The sequence below is a fragment of the Constrictibacter sp. MBR-5 genome, assembly GCF_040549485.1.
GTDB lineage: Bacteria > Pseudomonadota > Alphaproteobacteria > JAJUGE01 > JAJUGE01 > Constrictibacter.
The window spans coordinates 155,856-180,692 of sequence record NZ_JBEPTK010000009.1 but is presented as its reverse complement, the minus strand read 5'-3'; the positions used below and the strand labels follow the sequence as shown (position 1 = coordinate 180,692).

Here is a 24,837-nt window from a genome sequence, read left to right as displayed (position 1 = left end):
GACACGGGCAGCAGCGCGCGCCGGAGGTCATCGCGGAGGAGGTGCGGCAACTTGAGCCGCATCTCGCGCGCTTTCGCGAGGATCTCGTCCGGCTCGAGGTCGTCGTCTCGCAGACGAGGGGCAAGACGCGCATCCAGGTCAGCCTGCGCCTGCAACTGCCCTCGGGCGTGATCGCGGCGCAGGAAGAGGGGTTCGAGACCGAGCCTGTCCTGCGCAAGGCCTTTGCCGACCTGCGCCACCGGGTCGATCGGCATGTGGCGCGCCTCAAGCACGAGCCGGAGTTCAAGCGTCCCGCCCGCCGGCGCCGGATTGGCGCCCCGCTGCCGCCCGCGCGGAATGCGGCGGAGGCGGAGCGGCGCCAGCTTTTCTTCGGCCTGATCGAGGATCATCTCGATACGGTCTACGACACCGTCAGGCGCGAGTTGACCTATCTCGAATGCAGCGGATCTGTGCCGGAGGGTTACCTCAGCGTTCGCGATCTTGTCGATGCAACGATCCTCAAGGGACTGGAAAGGTTCGAGCAGCGGCCCACCGAGTTTTCCATAGGCGACTGGCTGCTGAAACTGGCTTTCGAGACCATCGAGGCCGAGGCGCATGCCGCGCGCCGCGCGGTGCCGGAGGATGCCGCCTCGATCAACGCGAAACCCGAGACTCCGGCCGAGCATCCCACCGAGTCGGACGAGGAGATGTTTGAGTTCTACCAGCCCGACGACGTGCTGCTGCTCGAGGAGCTTATCGCCGACGACGGCGGCACGGATCCTAAGACCGAAGCGAATCGGCATGAGATTGCCATGGCGCTGCACCGGGCAATCGCCGATCTTCCGCCGGTCGAACGCCGCGTTCTCTATCGGCTCCACCTAGACGACGCCACGGTTGCGGAGACGGCGGACCTTCTGGGCCTTTCCGAGGCAGAGGTCAAAGAAATCGCAGAGAAGGCGGGCGAGACACTGCGCGCGAAGCTTGTCGAAACCGGGCTGATCTCCGAGGCGACGGAGGTCGCGCGTGTCGAACGGGAAATCGCCCACGCAACGCGCCTGCCCCAGCCGATCGACGACCGCCGCCGCCTGGCCGCCGCGCTGGCCGGTGAAGGGGCCGGCTCCCGCACCTGACTCGATACCTGACAAGGAGATAGACCGATGACGACAACCTCTGAAACATCTTCGAGCACGATGCAGACCGTGCTGTGCACCCTGTCCCGGAACTGGTGGGCCTTCGTGCTGCGCGGTGTGCTCTCGCTGGTTATCGCAGTGCTCGCCTTCATCATGCCGGCCGAGTCGCTTCTGGCCCTGACGCTGGTGTTCGGCGCCTTCTCTTTCGCCGACGGATTGTTCGGTCTGGTCGCCGCGATACGCAACATTCGCAAGGGCGAACGCTGGGGCTGGCTGATGTTCAGCGGTCTCCTGGGGATCGCCACGGGCGTGGTCGTGGTCGTCTCGCCCTTCGTCGCAACGCTGGTCCTCGCGACATTCCTCTGGGCCAGCATCGCGTTCTGGTCGGTGTTTTCCGGCGTCCTAGAAATCGCGGCGGCGATCCGCCTGCGCAAGGAAATCAAGGGAGAGGTCTGGCTCATCCTCAGCGGCCTCATCTCGGTCGCGCTGGGTGTAATCGTGACCTGGATGCTGCTGACGCGTCCGCTCGAAAGCTTCCTGGCCCTCGGCTGGCTGCTCGGCTTCTACGCCGCCCTTTTCGGAGCAATGATGATCCTGCTGGGCCTGCGGCTGCGGCGCGCGAATCAGGCAGGGCACGACAAAACTCCCGGCGTCAACCTGTCCGCTGGCAAATGACGCGCTTGGGGAAAGCCGGGCGGCCCGTCGGCGATGACGACGATCTCACCCATTGGGACGAGACGATCTTCGAGCGCTGCCTGAGGGCCGGCTTCAATCCCTTCGGCAGCGGACCGACACCGGTCTTTCTTCGACAGGCAGACCAAAAACAAAGCTGCGAGAAGCCTGATGCTTGGCTGGAGTCAGATTGCGAAGAGGACGATCGCCAATGAATTTCGGACTGCGCGACCTTGCCTATATGGTTGTCGCCGCCTCGTTGGGGATCGGCGTCTATTTCATGTTCCGCGCCATGTATTTGGTGGAAGAGCCTCTGCCGTTCGCCCAAGAGATGACACTGGTCTTTCTGGGCGCCGTCGTCACGATCGCGCTGACCGCGGCTCTCCTCAACCGTCAGACAGAACTCGAACTTCGAAAAGAAGGAAGAGTGATCGTCCTTCAGCAACAATGCGACATTTACATGTCGTGCATAGAAAAGGTGGCGGAAATTGTCGAGAAATCAGAACATGATGAGAGACTGATCGACGATTTGAGGGTTCTGAACCACAAGCTTGCAGTGGTTGCCAGCGAAGAAGTTCTGACCTGCTTCGAGGCCGTTCTCGACACCTTGTTGGCCGGCCTCACGGATGGCGCGCTTGTCGAAGCTGACGGCGAGAAGGTGATGCAGTCCGTCGCCGATCTGACCTCGGCAATGCGATCTGATGTCGTCCAGAGCACGGCGCCGACTTCTAAAAACACGGCGGAAACAATTCGTCGCAATTCTAGACGAATGGAGCGACTTGACGATCTCAATTTTGAAGCGGAGGTCGCTACGATTAAGAAGGAGGAAGATCATGATGCGCGGCCATAACCGCCCACCCTTTCCGCCGAAGATTCCCGGGACCGACATGCGGTCGCCGGAGGTGCCGACCGCGATCATCTACCGTCCGGCCCGTTCCGCGATGACGTCGGCGCCGCGACCCGACTACTGGATACTGGAATTCGAGCCGTCACGTCCGCCCCAAATCGAGCCGCTGATGGGATATACTTCCAGCGACGATCCCTATCGTCCGATCCGGCTGAAATTCCCCGACCGCGAAAGCGCCGTGGAATTCGCGGAGCGGCAGGACTGGCGCTACATCGTGCGTGATGACAAGGCTCACCGGCACGCGCCTGACTGCTGGCGGGGAGAGGAGCGGCATCGCCTCTACAAGGGAGCCGATGCGCCGGAAGCCTATCGTATACCGTCCAGCGTGGATCACGGTCGCACGGATCACCGCGTCCGGCGCGCGGTCGAGGAGAAAGGCACGGTGGACCTGTCGTCGCAAGAACAGGCCGAATTCGATCCGGTGCTCGAAGCCTCGCTCGAATCCTTCCCGGCCTCCGATCCCCCGGCCTGGACGGGCGTGACGATAGCCGGGAAAGAACAATGAACGGAATGTCTAGCGCGAGCGAGGATTTGCCGCTTGTTTCCCTATCTTGACAGCGTCGCGCGCCGCTACCCGCCCGTCATCGTATGGGCGGTCATCGGCATGAGCGTCCTCGCGTTCCTCTATCAGACCAGCCTGCCTCCGCGCGTGCTGGACCGGTTCCTGTTCGAGTTCGCGCTGGTGCCCTCGCGCTTCTTCGGACAGCTAAGCCTCGTCGCCCCGTCCGACTGGACCCCATTCCTGACCAATATCTTCCTGCACGGGGGCTGGCTGCACCTCATCCTGAACATGTGGACGCTCTGGATCTTCGGCCCCGCCGTCGAAGATCGGCTCGGACCGGGTCGATTCACGCTGTTCTATCTGTTCTGTGGTGTGGCGGCCGGACTGGCTCATGCCCTGGCGAACCCCGACTCGGTCGTTCCCGCGCTTGGCGCATCGGGGGCGATCGCGGGCGTGATCGGTTGCTACGCACGCATGTTTCCGGCGGCTCGGCTGGTGGTGATCGTGCCGATTCTGTTCATTCCGCTGTTCTTCGAAGTGCGCGCGTTCATTTTCGCAATGATCTGGTTCTTCATGCAGGTCATTCCCGGCTTTCTGTCGCTCGGCGGCGATCAGGCCACGGGCGGGATCGCCTGGTGGGCGCATATCGGCGGGTTTCTCGCCGGTTGGATTGTCACGCCACTCCTGCGAAGGCGGGCAGCCACCTATCGCCATTATTATCGCGACGAGGGCATCTATGGCTTTCTGCCGGATGGCCGACGGGAAGGGGGACAAGGTCCATGGACATAATGCAGCTTTTCTGGCTGTTCTTCATCATTTCGGCGCTGCAGCCGGTTCTCCAGCGCCGCTATCTTGAGGCGATGCGCACACGTAAGATAGCCAACATCGAGAAGAAGCGCGGCAGTCGCGTCATTCTGCTGATTCATCGGCAGGAGACTATGAACCTGCTGGGTTTTCCCCTGATGCGCTACATCGACGTCAACGATTCCGAGGAAGTCCTGCGTGCGATCCAGATGACCGACGACGAAGTGCCGCTCGACATCGTGCTGCACACACCGGGCGGCCTTGTGCTGGCGGCAACACAGATTGCCCGCGCCATTCAGGGACACAAGGGCAAGGTCACAGTGTTCGTGCCACATTACGCGATGTCCGGTGGCACGCTGATCGCACTCGCTGCCGACGAGATCGTGATGTGTGAACACTCCGTGCTGGGACCCGTCGATCCGCAACTTGGCCAGTTGCCCGCTGCCTCGCTCATCAAGGTCGTCGAGGAGAAACCCATCGCCGAGATCGACGACCAGACCCTGATCATGGCCGATGTCGGTCGCAAGGCCATTGCGCAGATCGAGGCATTCGCGAAACGTCTGCTGTCCGACAAGATGGACGAGAACCGCGCGGCGTCCGTGGCGGCGAAGCTGGCGACGGGCACCTGGACCCACGACTATCCCATCTCTGCCGATGAGGCCCGCGACATGGGCCTGCCCGTTGGAACGGACATGCCCAAGGAAATACTGGAGCTGATGACGCTCTATCCGCAGCCGGTTCGGCGCCAGGGCGGTGGCGTGGAATACCTGCCCGAGCCGCGGCAGCGAGAAGCGCGCCGCGCCATGTCCACGCGCTGAATGCTTGCATCAGCCGGCCGCCAAGACCGGCTCGTCAACGAAAGGATACAGGATGCCCACGGTCGCTTGCCCGCAGTGCAATTCCACCAACAGGGTGCCGCAAGAGCGCCTGACCGACAATCCCAATTGCGGACGCTGCGGCGCGCCTCTCTTTCAAGGCAGGCCCGTCACGCTTACAGCGGCTAATTTTGACCGTCATGCGAATGCCGAACTGCCCTTGCTCGTCGATTTCTGGGCCGAGTGGTGCGGGCCATGCAAGATGATGGCGCCCCAATTCGAGGCGGCGGCGCAGTCGCTCGAACCAAATTTCCGCCTCGGCAAGCTCGATACGGAAGCCGAACAGAAGATCGCCGGCCGCCACGGGATCCGCGGCATTCCCACCATGATCCTGTTCAGTAGCGGGAAGGAAATTGCGAGAACGAGCGGAGCAATGCCTGCCGCGCAGATAGCGCAGTGGGCGCGCTCGCACGTCTAGAGTTTACAGGTATTGGCCTTACCTGCGCCATGCCATCAGGAGAAGAACATGCATGGCGTGACCGGATTTGTCGAAAGTGCGGCCTTGTTGGTCTTTGCCGCGTTCGTGCTCGTGACGATATGTTCACGGATCGGCGTGCCCAGTATCGTCGGTTACATTCTTGCCGGCATAGTCATCGGACCTGCCGGCCTCGGCCTGATTGCGGAGAGCGCTGCCCTGAGCAGCATTGGCGAGATCGGAGTGGTACTCCTGCTGTTCGCTCTTGGCCTGGAATTCTCGTTCGAGAAGATCGTAACGCTCAGGAAGCATGTCTTCGGTCTTGGAGCCGTGCAGGTTGCAGTCACGACGATAACGGTGTCGTTGGTAGCGAGTCTGATCTTCGATCTCGCGCCCCTCCCCGCAATCCTCATCGGCGGGGCCGTTGCCATGTCATCCACGGCCATGTGCCTCAAGGTGCTCGCAAGCGCGAACGCTCTGGGATCGGCCCAAGGGCGTCTGGCCATTGCAGTGCTTCTGTTTCAAGACTTGGCAGCTGTCGCATTCCTGCTTCTGCACGATTCGATGAGTGGAGCCGCCGAGGGACATGGCGTGATAACGGTCGTCGCCAGTGCAATGGCATTGGTTGCTGCTCTGTTCATTGCCCGTGGCCCGTTGCAGGTGCTTGCCCGTTGGGTAGCGTCGCGTGGCGATCCGGAACTTGCCCAGCTCCTCGCGCTCACCATTGCGCTCGGGTCTGCGATTGTCGCGGCCTCCGCCGGTCTTTCTCCGGCACTCGCTGCATTCGCGGCCGGCATGATTATCGGCGAGGGTGACGCGCGCCATGCTGTCGAGAACGAGATTCGGCCCTTCCGCGATTTGTTTGTCGGGATTTTCTTTGTCGGCATCGGAACGCAATTGCCACTTTGGATCATTCCATCTGTATGGCCTGTGGTGCTGATCTGGCTCGCGATCATATTCGCGGGCAAGACGCTGATCGTTTTGGTCGTCGCCCGACTGTTCGGCGAGTCGCTTCAGAGCTCATGGCGCACTGGGATCATCCTGGCCCACGGAGGAGAATTCAGCCTGATGCTGCTGTCGGTTTCCTCGACCTCAAGCATTGTTGCAGAGGAATTCGCTGGTCCTCTACTCCTCGCGATTGGCATGAGCATGCTGGCCGGGAGTGTCATGGTCAGATGGGCGGGGCTAAAGGTTTAGCGGGACCAAAACAACTAGACCCGGCTGAATGAGCGAACCGGTTGAATCTTGATGCAACGTTCTTACCTAAGCATTTTTCGATCACTCACCAGTCATAATCGGCAGCAGCGAGGTAGTGGAGACATAGACGAGAAAGATGGCGTCGATGCCGTGAGCAATAGTGTCCCAAAGCTCATTGACGAGCCGCGGCGCATGCTTCTTTATGGGAATGCTTTTAGCGTGGAGAAGGCTATTTCTACTGGATTTAAGTCGGAGTTGTAGTCCTGGAAAAGGTGCATTTGGAGGCCGGCCCGTTCGATGGCCCGGCGCACGGCGGTGCGCTTATGGCTGGACAGGTTGAGGGGGCGTCCACCCCATCAATCTGTCCAGCCATAAGGGTCCGCGGACTCGCCAGATGATCGAAACAGCGGGAGCGCCGTTGCTGTTTCTTCCGCCCTACAGCCCGGACTTCTCGAAGCTCAAGGCAATGCTCAGGAAGGCAGCCGAGCGCACCATCGACGGCCTGTGGGACAGGATCGGCAGCCTGATCCCAACCTTCACAGTGCAGGAATGTGCCAATTACATCGCCGCCGCCGGATACGATGCAGCATGAACGAATTCTGCTCTAAAAGCGGAACCTATCGAACGCCGGTCGTAGCAGGTTAGTCCGCTCCTCTAGCGGGCTGCGAAAGTGTGAGAAGGTCGAACGGAGAGTAAGGCGCCACGGTCAATAAGACGGGATCGGGAAAACCAGATCATGGATGCGCACCTCGAGCGCGCCAGATTGTATTGGCCCAATCCGCGAAATCCCCATACGGGCCCGCAGCGTGTGATAGCCGCAACAGAGGCCGGACACATGTCAGCACCCGACTACGCTCCGAACTCTTCGAAAAGATTCTTCTTGCATCAACGGGGGCGTCCAGACAGGTCCATGACGATAGTTTCGCCGGGCCTGAGCGTCGGTCCCAGGACCTGTTCGACTTGGTCGGAAACGCACGACCGCGCATGGCGCCGTCGAGCAGCAAGGGTGCTGTCCTGCTGTCGGTTCGAAGAAAGGCCGATGCCGGCATTGCCGTTGGCGCGGAGGGTACCAACATAGCCACTTAATTGTCCGATGTCGTTCTTGTAGGGGCCTATGTCTTAGAACCGTCTTTCGGCATTTCCACATGGCCTGCACGCTGCTGCTCTTTCGGGTCGTAGTGGCGGGGTCTTCCTCCGTCGATCCTATTGTGGGAGTTGTGCACATGGCCTCGGCGGCATACTTCGTTTGGCAGGCGACTCATTATGCCAAGTGGTTGTCCTGATCGTAGAACGTCGATCGCATTCCATCGTATATAAAGACCATAAGCGCTTCTGTCGCATCGCTCGATTATCGTTCCGTTTGTCTCAAGCAGCGGAACGACGCCCATGACCCCCACCAAGCTCCTGATCGGCCAGATCGCCGTCGTCTTCGCCATCGTCATCCTCGGCGTATGGGCGGCGACGCAGTGGTGCGCCGACATGTTGGGCTATCAGGCGCAGCTTGGCAGCCCCTGGTTCGTCCTGTTCGGCTGGCCGGTCTATCAGCCGTGGAAGCTGTTCGAGTGGTGGTATTTCTACGAGGCCTATGCGCCGGAGGTATTCGACAAGGCCGGGATGCTGGCGGCGGGCAGCGGCTTCATGGGCTGTGCGGCGGCGATTATCGGCTCACTGTGGCGCGCGCGGCAGAGCAGGCTCGTCACCACCTATGGCTCCTCGCGCTGGGCCTTGCCGCGCGAGATTCGCAAGGCCGGCCTGTTCCGTCCGGCAGGCGTGTTCCTCGGTAGGTTCGCCGACCAGTATCTTCGCCATGACGGACCGGAGCATGTCATGGCCTTCGCGCCGACGCGCTCGGGCAAGGGCGTCGGCCTCGTCGTCCCGACCCTTCTCACCTGGACCGGCTCGGCCGTCATCCACGACATCAAGGGCGAAAACTGGCAGTTGACCGCTGGCTGGCGCGCGAAATTTTCGCATTGCCTGCTATTCAACCCGACCGACCTGCGGTCGGCCCGCTACAATCCGCTGCTGGAGGTACGCAAGGGGCCGGACGAGGTGCGCGACGTCCAGAACATCGCCGATATCCTGGTCGATCCCGAGGGTGCGCTCGAGCGCCGGAACCATTGGGAAAAGACCAGTCACGCCTTGCTGGTCGGCGCCATCCTGCACGTGCTTTATGCCGAGGAGGAGAAGACGCTGGCGCGAGTCGCCACCTTCCTGTCCGATCCGCGCCGGTCCTTCGCGGCGACGCTGCGGCGGATGATGGCGACCAACCATCTCGGCACGCCGGAGAACCCGAGGGTCCATCCGGTCGTGGCTTCGGCCGCGCGTGAGGTGCTGAACAAGTCGGAGAACGAGCGCTCGGGTGTGCTCTCCACCGCCATGTCCTTCCTCGGACTCTATCGCGACCCGACCGTCGCGGCGACGACCTCGGCCTGCGACTGGCGCATCGCCGATCTCATGGATGCCGAACATCCGGTCTCGCTCTATCTCGTCATCCCGCCATCCGACATCTCGCGCACCAAGCCGTTGGTGCGACTGGTGTTGAACCAGATCGGGCGGCGGTTGACCGAGCGGCTGGAAGGAGACCCGAAGAAGACCCGCAGGCATCAGCTCATAATAATGCTCGACGAGTTTCCGGCGCTGGGGCGGCTTGATTTCTTCGAAACGGCGCTGGCCTTCATGGCCGGGTATGGCATCCGTGCCTACCTCATTGCGCAGTCGCTCAATCAGATATCCAAGGCGTATGGCGAGAACAACGCCATCCTCGACAATTGCCATGTGCGCATCGCCTTTTCCTCCAACGACGAGCGGACGGCGAAACGCATCTCCGACGCTCTTGGCACGGCGACGGAACTCAGGGCGCAGCGCAACTATGCCGGCCACCGCCTAGCGCCGTGGCTGAGCCACGTTATGGTCAGCCGGCAGGAGACCGCGCGGCCGCTGCTGACGCCCGGCGAGGTGATGCAATTGCCGTCCGCGGATGAACTGGTGCTGGTTTCGGGCCTGCCGCCGATCCGGGCGAAGAAGCTCCGCTATTACGAAGATCGCAACTTCACGCAGCGTGTTCTGCCGGCCCCACAGCTTTCCGAAGGCGGCTACGAGGACAAACCGGCACCGCGCCCCGACGACTGGAGCGGCCAGGTGCGCGATACCGACGACCGCCTGATGCCTTCCGGCGAGGACGGTACGAGGCGCGGTTCCCTTTGTGAGGAAGGTGGGCTTCAGCAGCAGCGCCACCCGGGCTTGGCGGAAGAAGAGATTGCGAAGCCCGCCGAACCGGGGCAGCCGGATATTCCGGGACTCGATGTAGACGAGTCGGATGTCGTCGCCGACCAACGCGCCCTGGATCGGCTGTCGAAGCCGGCGCGCGTCTATGGCGTCAACGAAGCAATGGGGCCGGAGAAAGATATCCTCGAAGGATTCTGATCCCGCGCAAGCATCCGCATGTGATCGCATTCCGTCGTACATAAAGGCCGTAAGAGATTCCGGCCCATCCGGCGATCCTTGTCCTGACTTCTTCAAGACTGTCAGGGCAACACTGCATGAAGCCACGCCACAACATCTACATTGACGAGGAAACGAGCGCCGAGCTCGAAGCGCTGGCGGCCAAGCCCGGTGCCTCCAAGTCAGCCATCATCACTGACGCGATCCGCCATTACATCCGTCACCGCGGTGCCCATGCGCTCGATGAGGCGTTGAGGATCCGCCTCGATCGGCTGACGCGCGAGAACAACCTCATCCGGCGCGACATCGATGTCCTGACCGAGAGCCTCGCCTTTTTCGTGCGGCTCTATCTCACCTTCAACGCGCACACGCCGATCCCGGACAAGGCGACGCAGGCGGTCGCGCAGGAGCGTTACCAGAAATTCGTCGAGCAGGTGGGCCGTCAGATCGCCGGCGGCAAGCGCTCGCTCGGCCCCAGGGACGGGGAGGAAAACCCATGAGCACAACTGCCGAAGAACGCCGCCGCGCCATGCTGAAGACGGCGATGGGCCCGGCAATTGCCGAGGCCCTCTCCGATACCGCCGTGATCGAGGTGATGGTCAACCCCGACGGCAGGCTCTGGATCGACCGTCTCGGCGAGGGACGCAGCGATGCCGGCCTGCGTGTTCACCCCTCCGAAACCGAGCGGATCATCCGCCTGGTCGCTTCCCATGTCCGCGCCGAGGTGCATGCGGACAATCCAATTGTCAGCGCCGAGCTGCCATCGGGAGAGCGCTTCGAGGGCGTGCTGCCCCCGGTCGCATTGGCGCCGTGCTTCGCCATCCGCAAGCCCGCCGCGAAGATCTTCACCCTAGCCGACTACGTCCGTGCCCAGATCATGGTCCCGATCCAGGCCGAAGCCCTCAGGCAGGCGGTGCGGGAGCGGATAAACATCCTGGTCGCCGGCGGCACCTCCTCGGGCAAGACCACACTCGCCAATGCACTGCTGGCCGAGATCGCCAATTGCGACGAACGGGTCATCCTCATCGAGGATACGCGCGAGCTGCAATGCGCGGCGGCCGATTGCGTGGCGCTGCGCACGCGGCGGGGTGTCGTATCTCTGGCCGATCTCGTTCGCTCGACCCTGCGCCTGCGCCCCGACCGGATCATCGTCGGCGAGGTGCGGGGCGCCGAGGCGCTCGACATGCTCAAGGCCTGGAACACCGGCCATCCGGGTGGCATCGCCACCGTGCATGCCAATTCCGCCCATGCCGCTCTCTACCGCATCGAGCAATTGGTGCAGGAGAGCGTCACCGTCATCCCGCGCCGCCTGATCGCCGAGGCGATCGATCTCGTGGTGTTCATCGCCGGGCGCGGCTCATCCCGACACATCGAGACCATCGCCGAAGTCACCGGCCTCGACGCCAACGGCGATTACGCGGTGACCACGCTTTCCATGCCCCAACTGCAATCGCTCTCGTGAAAGGACATCTCATGCGCAAAAAGCTCCGATTTCTGTCGGCTACCGCCCTCACGTTTTTCATGGTTGCGCCGGCCTATGCGGCGGGCTCCGGCATGCCGTGGGAAGAACCGCTCCAGCGTATCCTGGAATCGGTTCAGGGGCCGGTGGCCAAGATCGTCGCGGTGATCATCATCATCGTAACCGGCCTGACACTCGCCTTCGGCGAGACCTCTGGCGGCTTCCGTCGGCTTATCCAGATCGTCTTCGGCCTGTCCATCGCCTTCGCGGCGTCGAGCTTCTTCCTCTCCTTCTTCTCCTTCGGCGGCGGAGCGCTCGTCTGATGGATGCTGCTCGCCACATCGAGGGCTTCGAAATCCCCGTCCATCGCGCGCTGACCGAGCCGATCCTGCTCGGCGGCGCGCCGCGCGCCGTCGCCATCCTCAACGGCACGCTGGCGGCCGCCATCGGCCTCGGTCTCCAGCAGTGGATCGCCGGGCTCGGCCTGTTCGTCGCCGGGCATACGCTCAGCGTTTTTGCGGCCAGGCACGATCCGGACTTCCTGCCCGTGCTCGCCCGCCATCTGCGTCAACGGGGGTGGTGGCGATGCTGAGCTTGGCCGAATACCGTGGGCGAGCCGACCGGCTCGCCGATCTTCTGCCCTGGGCGGCGCTCCTCGCGCCCGGCATCGTCCTCAACAAGGACGGCAGTTTCCAGCGCAGCTTCCGCTTTCGCGGCCCCGATCTCGAAAGCGCGACGGAGGCCGAACTGGTCGGGCTCGGCGCACGGGCCAACAATGCGCTGAAGCGCCTTGGCTCCGGCTGGGCGCTGTTCTTCGAGGCGGAGCGGCTTGAGGCGCAGGATTATCCGCGGTCCAACTTCCCGGATGCGGCCTCATGGCTCGTCGATGAGGAACGCCGCGCGGCCTTTGAAGGTGAGTCAGTTCAGTCATCGCCCCGGTGGAGCGATGACCCGGCGAACGGGCAGGGCCGGCATTTCGAAAGCCGCTATCACCTCACACTTCTCTACATGCCGCCGCCCGACGCGCAGGCGCGCACCGAGAATGCGCTGCTGGATTCCGACCGGAAGGGGGAAGGGGACGGCGGCGGCCGCAACTGGCGGCAGGAACTGGCCCGGTTCCGGGACGAGACCGAGCGGGTGCTGGATTTGCTCAGCGGCTTCCTGCCGGAGATCCGCGCGCTCGACGATGCCGAGACGCTGACCTTTCTGCACGGGGCGATTTCGACGAAGCGCCATCCCGTCGCCGTGCCCGAAACGCCGATGTATCTTGATGGCGTGCTGGTCGATACGCCCTTGACCGGCGGCCTGGAGCCGATGCTCGGCGACCGGCACTTGCGGACGCTGACGATCCTCGGCTTTCCGAACGCGACCCGCCCCGGCATCCTCGACGCACTGAACCATCAGGACTTTGCCTATCGCTGGGGCACGCGCTTCATCCCGCTCGATAAGATGGCGGCGACGAAGGTGCTCACCCGCCTGCGCCGGCAGTGGTTCGCCAAGCGCAAGTCGATCACAGCGATCCTGCGCGAGGTGCTGACCAACGAGCCTGCTGTACTGGTCGATAGCGACGCCGACAACAAGGCGCTCGATGCAGACGCCGCTTTGCAGGCGCTCGGCAGTGATCATGTCGGTTTCGGTTATCTGACGACGACCATCACCGTCTGGGACGAGGACCGGGATACCGCGGAGGAAAAGGTCCGCGCCGTCGAGCGCATCGTCAACGGCCTCGGCTTCACCTGCATTCGGGAAACGGTGAATGCCGTCGAAGCCTGGCTCGGTTCACTGCCGGGCCATGTCTACGCCAATGTCCGGCAGCCGCTCGTCCACACCCTGAACCTCGCCCATCTCATGCCGCTCTCGGCGGTGTGGGCCGGACCGGCGCGCAACGCCCATCTCGCCAAAGTCACTCAGACAGAATGTCCGCCGCTACTCCATGCGGAAACCAGCGGCTCCACACCGTTCCGCCTCTCCACCCATGTGGGCGATGTCGGCCACATGCTGATCGTCGGCCCGACCGGCGCAGGCAAGTCGGTGCTCTTGTCGCTGATCGCACTGCAATTCCGGCGCTATGCCGGCTCTCAGGTCACCATCTTCGACAAGGGCAATTCGGCGCGCGCAGCCGTGCTGGCCATGGGTGGGGAGCATCATGCGCTGGGTGCGGCCCCTGATGACATCACGAACGCGCTCGCCTTCCAGCCGCTCCGCGACATCGACGACCCGGCGACGCGAAGCTGGGCGGCTGAATGGATCGGCGCGCTGCTCGCTCATGAGCATGTCACCGTTACCCCGGAAGTGAAGGAGGCCGTCTGGTCGGCGCTGTGCAACCTCGCCACCGCGCCGGCCGAGGAGCGCACGCTCACCGGCCTGTCCGTCCTCGTCCAGGCGAACGCCCTCAAGGCCGCGCTCCAGCCCTATACGCTCGATGGCCCCTTCGGCCGGCTGCTCGACGCCGCCGAGGACCGGTTGGCGCTGTCCGAGGTTCAATGCTTCGAGACCGAGGAACTGATGCATGAGGCTGGCGTCGTCCTGCCGGTGCTGACCTACCTCTTCCACCGTCTGGAGGAGAGGTTCGACGGGCGGCCGACGCTGCTCATTCTCGACGAGGCCTGGGTCTATCTCGACAATCCGCTCTTCGCCGCCCGCATCCGCGAATGGCTGAAGGTCCTGCGCAAGAAGAACGTGTCGGTGATCTTCGCGACGCAGTCGCTGGCGGACGTGGCCGACAGCTCCATCGCGCCCGCCATCATCGAGAGCTGCCCGCAGCGCATTTTTCTTCCCAACGACCGGGCCATCGAACCCCAGGCGCGCACGGCCTATGAGCGCTTCGGCCTCAACGATCGGCAGATCGAACTGATCGCGCAGGCAACGCCAAAACGGCACTACTACCTGCAATCGCGCCGCGGCAACCGGCTGTTCGAGCTGGGCCTCGGCCCCGTGGCACTGGCGCTCTGCGGCGCCTCCGATCCGTCCTCCCAGACCCTCATCGACACAATCCTGGCCGAGCACGGCAGGGAGGCCTTCGCCGTCGAGTTTCTGAGAGCCCGCGGCCTCGATTGGGCCGCCGACATCCTCGGCCCGTTCTCTCCCCAAATACAGGAGCCAACACCATGAAACGCACGTCTCTCGCGGCGCTCCTCGCCGCATCTCTTGCCATCGCTACGCCACAGGTGGGCCATGCCGCCTGGCCGGTCTTCGATGCCACCAACTACGGTCAGAATGTCCTGCAGGCGGCGCGTGCGCTGGAGCAGATCAACAACCAGATCCAGCAGCTCCAGAACCAGGCGGTCATGTTGCAGAACATGGCAAAGAACCTTCAGCGGCTGGATTTCTCCTCGCTCGGACAACTCCAGGGGGCGCTGAACCGTATCGACGGGCTGATGATGCAGGTCGACGGCCTCAGCTTCGACCTGACGCAGCTCGAAGGCCAGTGGCGGCAGCAATATCCAAGCTCGTACGATGCCACGGTCAGCACCAGCGATATCGCCACTGCCGCGCGCGAGCGCTGGCAGAGTGCCATGAACGCTTTCCGCCAAACCATGCGGGTGCAATCGCAGATCGTCGAGAACGTGCGCGTCGACGAAGGGCTACTCACCGATCTCGTCAATCGGAGCCATGGCGCCGTCGGGGCGCTGCAGGCGCAGCAGGCCGCGAATCAGCTCATTGCGCTTTCGGCCAAGCAGCAGATGCAGATCCAGACGCTGATGGCCGCCCATTACCGCGCCGAGGCAGAAGACGCCGCGCGCAAGGCGCAGGCGGAGGAAGCGGCGCGCGAGACAACGCGCAGGTTCCTCGGTTCCGGCTCCGCCTATTCTGGGAACTGACCGGCAGGGAGGCGACGCGCGATGAATGATCTCGGCATCATCGACCGGTTCATGGAGACCTTCAGCCGCTACATCGACAGCGGCTTCGGACTCTTGTCGGGTGACGTCGCCTTCCTCACCACCATCCTGATCGGCATCGACATCACGCTGGCAGGCCTGTTCTGGGCTCTGGGCGGCGAGGACAACATCATCGGGCGCCTGATCCGGAAGGTGCTCTATGTCGGCGTCTTCGCGCTGATCCTCAACAACTTCCAGAACCTTGCCGAGATCATCTACAGGTCCTTCTCCGGTCTCGGCATCCAGGCCGCGCCCGGCACGCTCGCCGCCGACGATCTGCTCAAACCTGGCACGATCGCCGCCACCGGTTATGAGGCGGCGTATCCGCTCATCGATCAGGTCGGCAATCTCGTCGGCTTTCCGGAAATCTTCGGCAACGCACTCACCGTCTTCGTCCTGCTGCTGGCCTGGTTCCTGGTCCTCATCGCCTTCTTCATTCTGGCGATCCAGCTCTTCATCACCGTGCTCGAGTTCAAACTGACGACGCTCGCCGGTTTCGTCCTGGTGCCCTTCGCGCTCTGGAACAAGACGTCGTTCCTCGCCGAACGGGTTCTCGGCAACGTGATTTCCTCCGGCATCAAGGTGATGATGCTCGCCGTCATCGTCGGCATCGGCTCGACGCTGTTCGCTTCCTTCACCAACGGCCTTCAGGGTCAGGAACCGGACCTTGCCGCCGCCATGTCGCGGGTGCTGGGCGCTCTGGCGCTGCTCGGTCTCGGCATCTTCGGCCCCGGCATCGCTTCGGGTCTTGTATCCGGAGCACCGCAGCTCGGCGCCGGCGCCGCCCTCGGCGCAACTGGTGCTGCGGTGGGCGCGACCATGCTCGCCGGTGGCGCGGCGCTTGCCGGGGCGCGCATGGCCGCTGGCGGCGGTCTTTCCGCCATCCGCGCGGGCACGGCGATGGGGTCTGCCGCTTCTTCCGCCTACCAACTGGGACAGGCGACCTCCGGGACGTCCGGCATGGCAGGCGCCGCGGCCGGTGTTGGTGGCATGGCGCGCGCTGCCGGCGGAGCCGCCACAAACGCCGCGCGCCAAGTCGCGGGTCGCGCCTCTTCCTCTCTGAAAGAAAGCGCCGATGCCGGACGCCGTGGCGCCTGGACGGCCACCGGCGGCACGCCGACCGCCTCCATGTCGGAGGCAAGCGCCGCATCGGCGGGCATCCCCTCCAGTTCCCCGCCGGATTGGGCGAACCGCCTGCGCTCCGAACAGGCGGCGCGTGCGCATCGGCAGACCGCCACCCAAGCCATCAAGGACGGTGACCGGCCCGGCAACGGCGCCAATCCCTCCCTCAATGACAAGGACGACTGACCCATGTTCTTCCGACGACCGATTCAACGATACGGCACGACGCCGGAGCCCGTCACTCCCTATCAGAGGGCCGCCCAGCTCTGGGACGAGCGCATCGGCGCGTCCCGTATCCAGGCAAGAAACTGGCGGGTCATGGCCTTCGGCTGCCTGGCGCTTTCCATCGGTCTTTCCGGCGGCTTGCTCTGGCAGTCGCTGCAAAGCCGCGTCGCGCCCTATGTGGTCGAGGTCGACAAGTTCGGCGAGGCGCGCGCCGTCGCGCCGGCAATCCAGAACTACCAGCCGGCCGACGCCCAGATCGCCTGGCACCTCGCCCGCTTCATCACCAACGTCCGTTCGGTGTCCACCGATCCGGTGCTGGTGCGCCAGAACTGGCTGTCCGCCTACGATTTCGCCACCGACCGCGCCGCGCTGTTCCTGAACGACCACGCTAAGAAGAACGATCCCTTCAGCGCGATCGGCACCCGCAGCGTCTCGGTCCAGGTGACGAGCGTTGTGCGGGCCTCTGACGCCTCCTTCCAGGTCAAGTGGACCGAGCAGGTCTTCGAGCGCGGTAGCCTGGCCCGCACCGAGCGCTGGACCGCGATCCTGACGGTCGTGATCCAGACCCCGCGCACCGCCGAGCAGCTCCGCAAGAACCCCCTCGGCGTCTTCGTCAACGCCATCGACTGGTCGCGCGAACTCGACGCCACTGCGCCGCAATTGCCCAAGGAGCCCTCTCAATGAAGAAGAACATGTTCGTCATCACCGTGTCGGCGCTGGCCTTGTCCGCCTGCGCCACAAAGCCTTTGCCGCCAACGATCAGCTACGACTCCGACGACTTCAAGCCGGCCGTCATCGACAGGGAACCGGCCAGGCCGGTGAAGATCGTCGAGGTGCCGAAGGTCCTGCCATTGCCGGGCCAGCTTCTGCCGGAGCCCGGCGAGGTGACCGAGGACAAGCGCCCGCCGACCGAGCGGGTCGAGGACGCCAACAAGGCGGCGACCCAGGAGCCGACCAAGCACGGCTATGTCAACGCCATCCAGGTCTATCCCTATACGGAAGGGGCGCTCTACCGTCTCTATGCGGCGCCCGAGCGCGTCAGCGACATTGCCTTGCAGCCCGGCGAAAAGCTCACCTCCGTCTCCGCCGGCGACACCGTGCGTTGGGTGATCGGCGACACGGTGAGCGGCACGGACGATAGCGAGCGCATCCATGTGCTGGTCAAGCCCTTCGCGCCGGACCTCAAAACCAATCTCGTCATCACCACCGACCGGCGCGCCTATCACCTCCAGCTTGAAAGCACCGAGAGGACCGCCATGGCGGCGATCTCCTGGACTTATCCGTCCGACCAGATTCTCGCCCTGCGCCGACAGAACACAGCGGCCGAGGCGGCGTTGCCGGTCGCCTCGAACGTGGCGCTCGAGAACATCCGCTTCCGTTACGCCATCACCGGCGACAGTCCGCCCTGGAAACCGCTGCGCGCCTTCGACGACGGCCACAAGGTCTATATTGAGTTCCCCCGCCGCATTGACCAGGGCGAGGCGCCGCCGCTCTTCGTGGTGGGCGCCGACGGCGGCAACCAGCTCGTCAACTACCGCATGCGCGGCAACTACTACATCGTCGACCGCCTCTTCGCTGCCGCCGAACTGCGCCTCGGCGCCAAGCCGCAGCAGGTGGTTCGGATTTCCCGGACCGACGAGACGCCACGGCGCACCGCGTTGTTTTCGCGCACGGACCGGTAGGGGGAGAGGCCATGACGGATCCCGCCGCACCCACGCCAAAACCTGCCGGTTCGTCCAAGCGCGATCCCGGCAAGCTGGACCTGCGCGCCGCGCCCCGCCGCGTCGTACGCTTCAGGCGCGGCCTTGTCATCGGCGTGGCCGCGCTCGGCTCCGGCGCCATCCTCGGCGTGACCATGATGGCGCTGCAAGGCCCGGCCCTGCGAATCCAGGACCAGGCCGAGGAGCTCTACAACACCGAACGCAAACCGACCCCGGACGGCCTTGCCGCGTTGCCCGGCGATTACAGCCAGGTCAAGCCGGAGACACCGCAGCTCGGGCCGCCGCTGCCCGGCGATCTCGGCCGGCCGATCCTCGAACGCCAGCGGCAGCTCGGCATCGCGCCGGGAGGATCGGAATTGTCCGCCGAGGAGCAGCGCCTCGCCCAGCAGGCCATCCAGGCGAAGGAGGCCGGCGTCTTCTTCCGGATCGAGAACCGGCCGCGGCAGGACACGCCGGCAGTGACGGGCCAGTCCCAGCAAATGGCAGCGACGGAGATAGTTTTGCCCGACGCTGACCGCCTGGCACTCGATCCCGAACGCGACCAGAACAACCAGCAGCGCAAGCTCGACTTCCTGAATCAGCGCGATACTGGCGGCATCTACAATCCGCATGCGCTGCAGACCCCGGTCTCGCCCCATCAGGTGATGGCCGGCAGTGTGATCGCCGCGAGCCTGATCACCGGCATCAATTCCGACCTGCCGGGCCTCGTCGCCGCCCAGGTCACCGAGAACGTCTACGACACGGTGACCGGCCGCACGCTGCTGATCCCGCAGGGCTCGCGCCTAATCGGCACCTATGACAGCGTGATTGCCTTCGGCCAGTCCCGTGCGCTGCTTGTCTGGCAGCGCATCATCCTGCCCGACGGCTCCTCCATCGAGATCGACAATCTGCCCGCCACCGACACCGCCGGCTATGCCGGCCTCGAGGACGAGGTCGACTACCACACCTGGCGGCTCATCAAGGGCATCGCGCTTGCCACCCTGCTCGGCGTCGGCACGGAGCTGAGCCTCGGCAGCGACGAGAGCGACCTGGTCCGGGCGATCCGCGAATCCACCCAGCAGAACGTCAACCGGGCCGGCCAGCGCATCACCGAGAAGAACCTGAACATCCAGCCGACCATCACCGTCCGTCCCGGCTGGCCGCTCAGGATCATCGTCCACAGGGATCTCGTATTGCGCCGCTACCAGGGCTGAAACCTGTCCACCGAAGCTTTAAGCAAAGGAGGATCGATCATGGCCAATCTGAAACTCGGAAAACTGCCCGACCGCACGCCGGCGAAGATCACCATCACCGTCGGCGCCGACCTGAACCAGGCGCTACGGGATTATGCGATCCTCTACCGCGCCACCTATGGCGAGGCCGAGTCCGTCGCCGAGCTCATTCCCTTCATGCTGGAGGCCTTCCTCGACAGCGACCGCGCCTTCGCCAAGGCGCGCAAGGAGGGGTTGCCCGAGACGAACATCGACAAACCGGCGCGGCGCGCCCGCTCACCCCGCGCGGGCGATAGCGAAGCGGCGTCGCCCGCTGTCTCATCCGCATCGCAATTCCAGGAGTAACCTATGCAAATCGGCACCTTCACTTTGTCCAATGACGGGGGCTGGACCGGTTCCATCCGCACGCTCACCATCGACGCCAAAGTCCGGCTCGTCCCCAATGACGACCGTACCCATGACAACGCCCCGGCATTCCGAGTCCTTGTCGGCAACGCCCGCATCGGTGACGCCTGGGATGCCCGGACAACGGGTGATCACCCGAAATACTATCTCCGCCTCCGTCTCGACGACCCGAGCCTTCCCGAACCCTTCACCGCCGCCCTGTTCCCCTCCGAGGAGGGGGACTGGGCGCAGCTCGTCTGGAACAGGCGGCGGGAGGGATGAACTGCTCCGATTTGCTCTATTCCGAAATCGTTCGCAAAAGACTTCAGACGGCGATGGCTTTTGCCCATGAATTCGGAAGTCGCGCCCTTCGCGGTCGTGTGGATGTCGCGGAAGGCAAGGCGAGCCTTCCTGCAGGGGAGATTGTTACGAATCCTCGGACCATAAGCGTATGTGCCGAGGATTCGTATCATCGTCCTGCCGGGCTCTCGAAAAGGGGTGCGTCCGTGGTCGTTCCTGCCGGTGCGCCCGTCCCGGACGGCAATGGCATAGAGAATTTTGAAGTCTCCATTTTTTGATGGTTATGGACCATCAAAAGGGGATATATAGGAAATGAAAGTTGCGCATATTTTCAAAATATGCGAATTTGATGGTTATGAGCCATCAAAGAACACCAAGGCTGAAGCCCTTTCTGGAGCGCGTTCCTCCCGGCTTCCTGGTCGACGCCGCATGGCTGAAGCGCTTCGGCATCGATCCCAAGTCCATCCACGATTACGCCGAGCGGGGCTGGCTGGAGCGGGTGGTACGCGGGGTCTACCGCCGGCCGCTGCCTCATACCGATCAGGCAGGGCGCCCGCTTGTCCGACCGGAGACCGACTGGCAGCTCCCGCTGCTGTCGATCCAATGGATCATGGAACATGACGTCCATCTGGGTGGCTTGAGCGCGCTCGGCTTCCATGGGCTCGCTCACTATCTGCCGCTTGGCGGCGGGGAGCGTGTCTATCTCTATGGCGAAGTTCCCTCCTGGCTGGCCCGCCTTCCGGGCAAGGCACAGTTCGTCGTTCGCTCGCGCGTCCTGTTCGGTGACGACCTTGCCGGCGTCGAGAATGCCGAGCACCAATTCGAGAGCGCGCCGGGGGTGGGGGCGGGACATGGCCCGACCGTGAGCCCCTGGCGCTGGCCGCTCAAGGTTTCGTCCCCCGAGCGCGCCATCCTCGAAGCGCTCGACGAGCTGCCAGCCCACGCGACCTTCGACAATCTGGACATGATCTTTCAGGGGCTGACGAACCTGCGTCCCAAGCGCCTGATGACCCTGCTGCGCGCTTGCCGAAGCATCAAGGTTAAGCGCCTGTTCTTCGTGTTCGCCGACCGGCATGCCCATGCCTGGGTGAAGCATCTTGACAAGAGCGCCATCGATTTCGGATCCGGCCCGCGCGCGCTGGTGAAGGGCGGAAAACTGCACCCGGTCTACCGGATCTATGTGCCCGAGACGCTTCTGCCTGCGGATGGGGACGAGGACGCGAGCCATGCGTGAACGCTATGTCGAGCAGGTCCGCTTGCTGATGCGCCTCCTGCCGGCCATTGCGGCTGAGGAGGTCTTTGCGCTCAAAGGCGGTTCGGCCATCAATCTCTTCTACCGGGACATGCCGCGTCTGTCGGTCGATATCGATCTGACCTATGTGCCGATCGAGGATCGCGCCGTCTCTCTTCAGCAAATCGATGCCACGCTCGACCGGATCATGGACTCATTCGGCCGCAGCAACAGGGATGTGCGGCTCCAGCGCATCGCTGGCGGCGGGAACCTGGAAACCCGCATCATGGCCTCTCGCGGTGCGGCGAGTGTGAAGATCGAGACCTCGCCTGTCATGCGCGGAACGGTGCTGTCGCCGGTGCCGATGAGGGTTTCGGACGCGGTGGAGGAGGCCTTTGGCTTCGCCGAGATGCCGGTGCTCGCCTTCGAGGACCTCTTTGCCGGCAAGCTGCATGCCGCCCTCGACCGCCAGCACCCGCGCGATCTCTACGATGTCCACCTGCTCTATGAGAATGAGGGGCTGACGGACGATTTGTTCCGGGTCTTTCTGGTCTATGTCTGCGCGTCCGGCCGTCCGCCGCACGAACTGCTGGCGCCACCGGCTATCCCGATAGAAGAACTGTACACTGAGGAATTCGTTGGGATGACGCGGGAAGAGATCGCGCTGTCCGATCTCGAAACGGCGCGAACGCGCCTGATCACGGATGTCCGAAGGCGTCTGACCGACAACGCAGCGGCATTCCTGATGTCGCTTCACAACGCCGAACCGGATTTCGCTCTCATCGACCTGCCCCAGGGCGAACGGCTCCCCGCCATCCAGTGGAAGCTTCTCAACTTGCGCAGGCTCAAGGCAGAAAATCCAGCCAAGCATGCCGAGCAGGGAGAAATGTTGAAGGCGCTGTTTGCCTAAAGGAGGCGTGGGAGAAGACCAGGGTATATAACGGCCATAAGAACTCGGCTGCTTTTGCGCGATCCTTATCCAGTATGCATCAATACTGGAAAGGTTCGACCCATGAAGGAAAAGGAGGACCAGGCGGCCGCGGTCATCCCGCCTCCGGCGAACGATAATGGGCCAGAGCAACTGGCGAGGGAAGAAGCGGAGCGGCACTTGGACACCATCGCGCGGGCCATTGGCCGCCACATCGCCTGCGAACACATCAGGGCCTGGGAGCGGGAGCGGCGGAAGCGGGCGGCCAACGACAACTGACCAAAGGAAGAGGGGCGGGAACCGGACGGGTGAAATCCGCCCTTGAGAGAAAGGAAAGTCTTATGACCCGCGTTGCGCTATACGCCCGCTATTCCTCGGACAATCAGAGCGTTTCCTCCATCGAGGACCAGTTCCGCATTTGCCGGGATCAGGCGGCGCGGGAGAAGTGGAAAGTGGTGGGGGTCTACAAGGACGCCGCCATTTCGGGCGCAAGCGTCACCTTGCGGCCGGGTATTCAGGCGCTCTTGCAGGACGCGCAGGCGGGCAAATTCGAGATCGTGCTGGCGGAAGCGCTGGACCGCATCAGCCGCGACCAGGCCGATGTCGCCATCCTCTACAAGCATTTCAAATTCGCGGGCGTGACGCTCGTGACGCTTGCCGAGGGCGAGATCTCGGAGCTGCATGTCGGTCTCAAGGGAACCATGAACGCCCTGTTCCTGAAAGACCTCGCCGCCAAGACCCACCGCGGTCTGCGCGGCCGCGTCGAGAAGGGAAAGGCGGGCGGCGGCCTCTGCTACGGCTATGACGTCGTGAAGCGGCTCAACGGCGATGGCGAGCAGGTGCGCGGCGAACGGAAGATCAACGAGGCCGAGGCCGAGATCGTCCGCCGCATCTTTCGCGAATTCGCCGCCGGCAAGAGCCCCAAGGCCATCGCCGCCGATCTCAACCGCGACGGTATTCCCGGTCCCAATGGCAAGGCTTGGGGAGACACCACCATTCGCGGCCATGTCTGCCGGGGCACCGGCATCGTCAACAACGAGCTCTATGCCGGTGTGCTGGTCTGGAACCGGCTCCGCTACATCAAGAACCCGGCGACGGGAAAGCGCGTCTCGCGCGTCAACCCGGAGGCCGAATGGATCAGGACCGAGGTGCAGGAACTGAGCATCGTCGACGAAGACCTGTGGCAGGCGGCGCGGCGGCGGCAGGAGGAGATTTCCAGGCAGTTCGAGAATGTCACCAAAGGCGTGCGCGCTTATCGTGCCAAGCACGTCAACGAGCTGCGCCGCCCCGCCTTTCTGTTCTCCGGCCTACTCAAATGCGGCTGCTGCGGCGGCAATTACGGCATCATCACCCGTGACCGCTATGGCTGTCTCAATCGTTATCGGCGGGGTACCTGCGACAACGGCCATACCATCCGTCGCGATGACATCGAGCAGCGTATTCTGTCCGGCCTTACCGAACGGCTGGTTTCGGCCGAGCGGGTCGCCAAGGCAGTGCGCGCCTATGCCGAAGCGCTGAACAGTCAGAACCGTGAACGCCGGGCGCAGGTGGAGCTTGACCGTAAGGCGCTGGAGAAGATCGAACGCGGTATCGCCGGCATCATGGCAGCGATTGAGGACGGCATGTATCAGCCGGCCATGAAGGATCGGATGGAGGAACTGGAACGCCAGAAGGCGGATGTCCTGGCGCGCATGGAACAGGCGCCCGAGGATGTCCCGGACATCCACCCCAACATCGCCGAAATCTACAAGGCCAAGGTGACGCAGTTGAGCGAGGCTCTGGCCGATCCCGAACTGCGCGATCAGGCCGCCGAGGCGTTCCGTGCGCTGGTCGACGAAGTGGTGCTTGAGCCCGGCGACAAGCGCGGCGAGGTCAACGCCACCTTACGCGGCGAGGCGATGAACATCCTCGACATCGTTTCCGGGCGCAAAAGCCGCAACAGATCCCAAGTTATAACAAAAGACGTTGCGGGCCCCCGCAACCAGACGCACAAAAGGCCCCGGCACGAGCGCCGGGGCCTTTTGCGTTGCCCGTCGCAAACCTGACGTTGCCTCCTTTGCCGACAAACGCGGTCGTCAAACGCGAGGGCATCGCGCGCAACGCGCCAAGCCCCCGCGCCCCCGGGCCTCAGTCGCGGTACTTCCTGTCCGTGTTCTCAGGAGCAGGCCGGCAACGAGGTCCTGCGCTACCGGGGCGGTGACGCTGCATTGGCCGGGAGCCGGATTCTCGTCGCGCCAAGCGGTCGCCGTATCGGCCGACCATGCGGCCGCCAGTCGGCGTGAGAGGGGGCGACGTTCCTCGGACATCGTCTCCTCCGACCTTATTGGCTTCGGGAGGCGGAACCAGAGCGCCTGCCGGCAATGATGGCTGCGATCGCGTGTCGGGGCGCGCTTTTCCGACCATCCGATGCCACCAAGTAATCCGAAACACGCTGATTTGCGTATGCGCCGCTTCCT

27 protein-coding genes and 1 pseudogene are annotated in these 24,837 nt (G+C 63.7%); 27 read left to right on the top strand and 1 reads right to left on the bottom strand.

The genetic code is table 11. The features are described from left to right. The first annotated feature begins 41 nt into the window (after positions 1–41). From ABIE65_RS18535 to ABIE65_RS18405, 27 genes and pseudogenes are all read left to right on the top strand, one after another. The gene (locus tag ABIE65_RS18535) at positions 42–1,109 is read left to right on the top strand and encodes an RNA polymerase sigma factor (protein WP_354079777.1); all 1,068 of its coding nucleotides are present in this window, start codon (positions 42–44) and stop codon (positions 1,107–1,109) included. Between the two features lie 27 nt (positions 1,110–1,136). Further along, entirely contained in the window at positions 1,137–1,784 is a 648-nt protein-coding gene (locus ABIE65_RS18530) for an HdeD family acid-resistance protein (protein ID WP_276200010.1), read from the top strand. Positions 1,785–1,992: 208 nt separating this feature from the next. Continuing rightward, positions 1,993–2,631 (top strand): hypothetical protein, encoded by a 639-nt coding sequence (locus ABIE65_RS18525; protein ID WP_354079775.1) that lies wholly within the window; start codon positions 1,993–1,995, stop codon positions 2,629–2,631. Further along, positions 2,615–3,193 carry an NADH dehydrogenase ubiquinone Fe-S protein 4 gene (locus ABIE65_RS18520; RefSeq protein ID WP_354079773.1) on the top strand — a complete coding sequence of 193 codons (579 nt, stop codon included), beginning with the start codon at positions 2,615–2,617 and terminating at the stop codon, positions 3,191–3,193. Before ABIE65_RS18525 ends, ABIE65_RS18520 begins: the two co-directional genes overlap by 17 nt. Before the next feature lie 33 nt (positions 3,194–3,226). Further along, the gene (locus ABIE65_RS18515; RefSeq protein WP_332119734.1) at positions 3,227–3,979 is read left to right on the top strand and encodes a rhomboid family intramembrane serine protease; all 753 of its coding nucleotides are present in this window, start codon (positions 3,227–3,229) and stop codon (positions 3,977–3,979) included. Then, positions 3,970–4,812 carry an SDH family Clp fold serine proteinase gene (locus ABIE65_RS18510; protein ID WP_135995198.1) on the top strand — a complete coding sequence of 281 codons (843 nt, stop codon included), beginning with the start codon at positions 3,970–3,972 and terminating at the stop codon, positions 4,810–4,812. Before ABIE65_RS18515 ends, ABIE65_RS18510 begins: the two co-directional genes overlap by 10 nt. Before the next feature lie 52 nt (positions 4,813–4,864). Continuing rightward, positions 4,865–5,287 (top strand): thioredoxin TrxC, encoded by a 423-nt coding sequence (gene trxC, locus ABIE65_RS18505; RefSeq protein WP_041375351.1) that lies wholly within the window; start codon positions 4,865–4,867, stop codon positions 5,285–5,287. A gap of 48 nt (positions 5,288–5,335) precedes the next feature. After that, a complete protein-coding gene (locus ABIE65_RS18500; protein ID WP_086466674.1) occupies positions 5,336–6,481 on the top strand; it encodes a cation:proton antiporter domain-containing protein in 1,146 nt (381 codons plus the stop codon). 358 nt (positions 6,482–6,839) lie between these two features. After that, a pseudogene (locus ABIE65_RS18495) lies at positions 6,840–7,073 on the top strand (transposase); the annotation flags it as partial. A gap of 794 nt (positions 7,074–7,867) precedes the next feature. Continuing rightward, on the top strand, positions 7,868–9,904 hold the full coding sequence (locus tag ABIE65_RS18490; RefSeq protein ID WP_354079770.1) for a conjugal transfer protein TraG: 2,037 nt from the start codon (positions 7,868–7,870) through the stop codon (positions 9,902–9,904). Positions 9,905–10,020: 116 nt separating this feature from the next. Continuing rightward, on the top strand, positions 10,021–10,422 hold the full coding sequence (locus ABIE65_RS18485) for a ribbon-helix-helix domain-containing protein (RefSeq protein ID WP_142849557.1): 402 nt from the start codon (positions 10,021–10,023) through the stop codon (positions 10,420–10,422). A 29-nt stretch (positions 10,423–10,451) separates the two neighbouring features. Continuing rightward, positions 10,452–11,384 carry a P-type conjugative transfer ATPase TrbB gene (gene trbB / locus ABIE65_RS18480; RefSeq protein ID WP_354079768.1) on the top strand — a complete coding sequence of 311 codons (933 nt, stop codon included), beginning with the start codon at positions 10,452–10,454 and terminating at the stop codon, positions 11,382–11,384. Positions 11,385–11,395: 11 nt separating this feature from the next. Continuing rightward, on the top strand, positions 11,396–11,704 hold the full coding sequence (locus tag ABIE65_RS18475; protein WP_142849559.1) for a TrbC/VirB2 family type IV secretion system protein: 309 nt from the start codon (positions 11,396–11,398) through the stop codon (positions 11,702–11,704). Beyond that, entirely contained in the window at positions 11,704–11,973 is a 270-nt protein-coding gene (locus ABIE65_RS18470; RefSeq protein WP_142849560.1) for a VirB3 family type IV secretion system protein, read from the top strand. The genes ABIE65_RS18475 and ABIE65_RS18470 overlap by 1 nt, the downstream gene beginning before the upstream one ends. Continuing rightward, entirely contained in the window at positions 11,967–14,492 is a 2,526-nt protein-coding gene (gene trbE, locus ABIE65_RS18465; RefSeq protein ID WP_261522660.1) for a conjugal transfer protein TrbE, read from the top strand. The genes ABIE65_RS18470 and trbE overlap by 7 nt, the downstream gene beginning before the upstream one ends. Beyond that, positions 14,489–15,202 (top strand): P-type conjugative transfer protein TrbJ, encoded by a 714-nt coding sequence (trbJ, locus tag ABIE65_RS18460; RefSeq protein ID WP_142849562.1) that lies wholly within the window; start codon positions 14,489–14,491, stop codon positions 15,200–15,202. Before trbE ends, trbJ begins: the two co-directional genes overlap by 4 nt. Before the next feature lie 21 nt (positions 15,203–15,223). After that, a complete protein-coding gene (gene trbL / locus ABIE65_RS18455; RefSeq protein ID WP_261522661.1) occupies positions 15,224–16,567 on the top strand; it encodes a P-type conjugative transfer protein TrbL in 1,344 nt (447 codons plus the stop codon). Between the two features lie 3 nt (positions 16,568–16,570). After that, positions 16,571–17,290, top strand: a complete 720-nt coding sequence (gene trbF, locus ABIE65_RS18450) for a conjugal transfer protein TrbF (protein WP_354079765.1) — start codon at positions 16,571–16,573, stop codon at positions 17,288–17,290. Beyond that, complete coding sequence (gene trbG / locus ABIE65_RS18445) at positions 17,287–18,288, top strand: P-type conjugative transfer protein TrbG (RefSeq protein ID WP_221931007.1); 1,002 nt, start codon at positions 17,287–17,289, stop codon at positions 18,286–18,288. Before trbF ends, trbG begins: the two co-directional genes overlap by 4 nt. An 11-nt stretch (positions 18,289–18,299) precedes the next feature. Next, positions 18,300–19,520, top strand: a complete 1,221-nt coding sequence (locus ABIE65_RS18440) for a TraB/TrbI/VirB10 family type IV secretion system protein (protein ID WP_261522662.1) — start codon at positions 18,300–18,302, stop codon at positions 19,518–19,520. Between the two features lie 39 nt (positions 19,521–19,559). Next, positions 19,560–19,883 carry a DUF2274 domain-containing protein gene (locus tag ABIE65_RS18435; protein WP_086466202.1) on the top strand — a complete coding sequence of 108 codons (324 nt, stop codon included), beginning with the start codon at positions 19,560–19,562 and terminating at the stop codon, positions 19,881–19,883. Positions 19,884–19,886: 3 nt separating this feature from the next. Beyond that, positions 19,887–20,204, top strand: coding sequence for a DUF736 domain-containing protein (locus tag ABIE65_RS18430; protein WP_086466203.1), 318 nt, complete (start codon positions 19,887–19,889; stop codon positions 20,202–20,204). Further along, complete coding sequence (locus ABIE65_RS18425; RefSeq protein WP_142849567.1) at positions 20,201–20,500, top strand: hypothetical protein; 300 nt, start codon at positions 20,201–20,203, stop codon at positions 20,498–20,500. The genes ABIE65_RS18430 and ABIE65_RS18425 overlap by 4 nt, the downstream gene beginning before the upstream one ends. Positions 20,501–20,541: 41 nt before the next feature. Further along, positions 20,542–21,456: a type IV toxin-antitoxin system AbiEi family antitoxin domain-containing protein gene (locus tag ABIE65_RS18420; protein WP_354079762.1), complete on the top strand. Its 915-nt coding sequence runs from the start codon at positions 20,542–20,544 to the stop codon at positions 21,454–21,456. Then, on the top strand, positions 21,449–22,363 hold the full coding sequence (locus ABIE65_RS18415; protein ID WP_086466205.1) for a nucleotidyl transferase AbiEii/AbiGii toxin family protein: 915 nt from the start codon (positions 21,449–21,451) through the stop codon (positions 22,361–22,363). Before ABIE65_RS18420 ends, ABIE65_RS18415 begins: the two co-directional genes overlap by 8 nt. 102 nt (positions 22,364–22,465) lie before the next feature. Next, entirely contained in the window at positions 22,466–22,660 is a 195-nt protein-coding gene (locus ABIE65_RS18410; RefSeq protein ID WP_086466206.1) for a hypothetical protein, read from the top strand. A 62-nt stretch (positions 22,661–22,722) separates the two neighbouring features. Then, complete coding sequence (locus ABIE65_RS18405) at positions 22,723–24,426, top strand: recombinase family protein (protein WP_354079760.1); 1,704 nt, start codon at positions 22,723–22,725, stop codon at positions 24,424–24,426. 30 nt (positions 24,427–24,456) lie between these two features. Here ABIE65_RS18405 and ABIE65_RS27885 read toward each other — a convergent pair whose 3' ends face one another. Next, on the bottom strand, positions 24,457–24,687 hold the full coding sequence (locus ABIE65_RS27885; RefSeq protein ID WP_502918548.1) for a YunG family protein: 231 nt from the start codon (positions 24,685–24,687) through the stop codon (positions 24,457–24,459). Positions 24,688–24,837: the final 150 nt, after the last annotated feature.